This is a genomic window from Streptomyces phytophilus, from assembly GCF_013870535.1.
GTDB classification, from domain to species: Bacteria; Actinomycetota; Actinomycetes; order Streptomycetales; family Streptomycetaceae; genus Streptomyces; species Streptomyces phytophilus.
In genome coordinates, this window is sequence record NZ_JACBXC010001081.1 from 1 (window position 1) to 2,099 (window position 2,099).

Sequence of the window (2,099 nt, forward strand, 5' to 3'; positions counted from 1 at the left end):
ATCCCGCGACGCCGCCCGCAGGGCGCCCCCGCACGGCCGTCACGCCGCCCCTCATCCGGCACGACGAGCCCTGTGGAGCCCATCCATGTCCGTATTCGGCGCGCTCTCCTCCCTCCTGTCCACCCTCGCCGACACCCTCGACCCCCTCTTCGGCGCCTCCGCCACCGCCGTCGCGATCGTCGTCTTCACCCTGTGCGTACGCCTCGCCCTGCACCCCCTCGCGCGGGCCGCCGCCCGCGGCGAGCGGGTGCGCCGGGACCTCGCGCCGCAGGTGGCGGAGATCCAGCGCAAGCACCGCAACGACCCCGAGCGGCTGCGCCGCGCGCTCACCGAGACGTACGGGGACGCCGGCGCCTCGCCGCTGGCGGGCTGCGGGCCGATGGTGCTGCAGATCCCGGTGTTCATGGTGATGTACCGGCTCTTCACCGGCCACGACCACGACCTGCTCACCCACACCCTGCTCGGCGCCCCGCTGGGCGGGCGGTGGTCCGACGCGCTCGCGGACGGCGGGGTGTTCGGGGCGCACGGCATGGTCTACGCGGGCCTCTTCGCGGTGATCGCGGGGGTGGCGGCGTACACGTTCTGGCGCAGCCGCCGGCTGCTGGCCGAGCGCAAGGCGGAGGCGGAGGCCGTACGGAAGGCGGAGGCGGCGAAGACCGCGCGGAACACGAAGTACACCAGGAAGGGCAGGAAGGCGAAGGCCGCGCCGCCGCCCGCGCCCCTGCCCGAACTCCCGGGTCCCGCCGCGGGGCTGACCCGCTGGCTGCCCCTGCTCTCCTTCGGCACCCTGGTCACGGCCGCGATCGTGCCGCTGGCCGCGGGCCTCTACCTGGCGACCACGACCGCCTGGACCGCCGCCGAGCGCACCCTCCTCCACCGCCACCCGGGTCCACGGGCTGAACAGGGTCTTGCGGAGTAAACAGCGGTCAACGGATGATCGATCGACCGCGGAGAGGGGAGTCATCACATGAAGCTGCTGCGTGTCGGACCGCCGGGGAGCGAGCGCCCGGCCCTGCTGGACGACGGAGGGACCCTGCGGGACCTCTCCGGAGTCGTGTCCGACGTGGACGGAGCGCTGCTGTCCGACGACGCGGCGCTCGCCCGCGTACGGGACGCCGCCGCGGCCGGCGGGCTGCCGGCGCTGGCCGCCGAGGGCCTGCGTACGGGGCCGCCGGTGGCCCGGATCGGCAAGATCGTGTGCATCGGGCTGAACTACCACGACCACGCGGCCGAGACCGGCGCGGCCATCCCGGCGGAGCCGATCCTCTTCATGAAGGCCCCGGACACGGTGGTCGGCCCCGACGACACGGTACTCGTGCCGCGCGACAGCGCGAAGACGGACTGGGAGGTGGAGCTGGCGGTGGTCATCGGCCGTACGGCCCGCTACCTGGAGTCCGACGCGGAGGCACTGGCCGCCGTCGCCGGCTACGCCGTGGCCCACGACGTCTCCGAGCGCGAGTTCCAGCTCGAACGGGGCGGCCAGTGGGACAAGGGCAAGAACTGCGAGACGTTCAACCCGCTGGGCCCGTGGCTGGTGACGGCCGACGAGGTGCCGGACCCGCAGGCCCTCGGGCTGCGGCTGTGGGTGAACGGCGAGAAGCGGCAGGACGGCACGACGGCCGACCAGATCTTCCCGGTGGCGCATGTGGTGCGCTACCTGAGCCGGTTCATGACGCTGTACCCGGGCGACGTGATCAACACCGGCACGCCGGCGGGCGTCGCGCTGGGGATGGCGGAGCCGAAGCCGTACCTGCGGGCCGGCGACGTGGTGGAGCTGGAGGTCGACGGCCTCGGCCGGCAGCGCCAGGAGTTCAAGGACGCGTAGGACCGGAACACGCCGCGGGCGCCGCCGGAGGGATCCGGCGGCGCCCGCGGCGTGTGTACGGGGCCCGCGAGGCGGGCCCGTACGCGGCGCTCAGTCCTTGAGCAACTCCCGCACCACCGGGGCCAGGGCGCGGAACGCCTTGCCGCGGTGGCTGATGGCGTTCTTCTCCTCGGGGGTCAGCTCCGCGCACGTGCGGTCCTCGCCGAGCGGCTGGAGGACCGGGTCGTACCCGAAGCCCCCGGTGCCCGCCGGCTCGTACCGCAGCGTGCCCTCC

At 74.3% G+C, this 2,099-nt stretch carries 3 protein-coding genes; 2 read left to right on the forward strand and 1 reads right to left on the reverse strand.

Annotation, left to right across the window (positions count from 1 at the left end; genetic code table 11):
• Positions 1 to 85: 85 nt before the first annotated feature.
• Entirely contained in the window at positions 86 to 919 is an 834-nt protein-coding gene (locus tag H5J30_RS29265) for a YidC/Oxa1 family membrane protein insertase (RefSeq protein ID WP_181790287.1), read from the forward strand.
• 48 nt (positions 920 to 967) lie between these two features.
• Complete coding sequence (locus H5J30_RS29270; protein ID WP_181790289.1) at positions 968 to 1,825, forward strand: fumarylacetoacetate hydrolase family protein; 858 nt, start codon at positions 968 to 970, stop codon at positions 1,823 to 1,825.
• 90 nt (positions 1,826 to 1,915) lie between these two features.
• On the opposite strand, the gene H5J30_RS29275 is transcribed toward H5J30_RS29270, so the two are convergent.
• Positions 1,916 to 2,099: non-canonical purine NTP pyrophosphatase (locus tag H5J30_RS29275; protein WP_309505664.1), on the reverse strand; the 184-nt coding region annotated here is incomplete at its 5' end.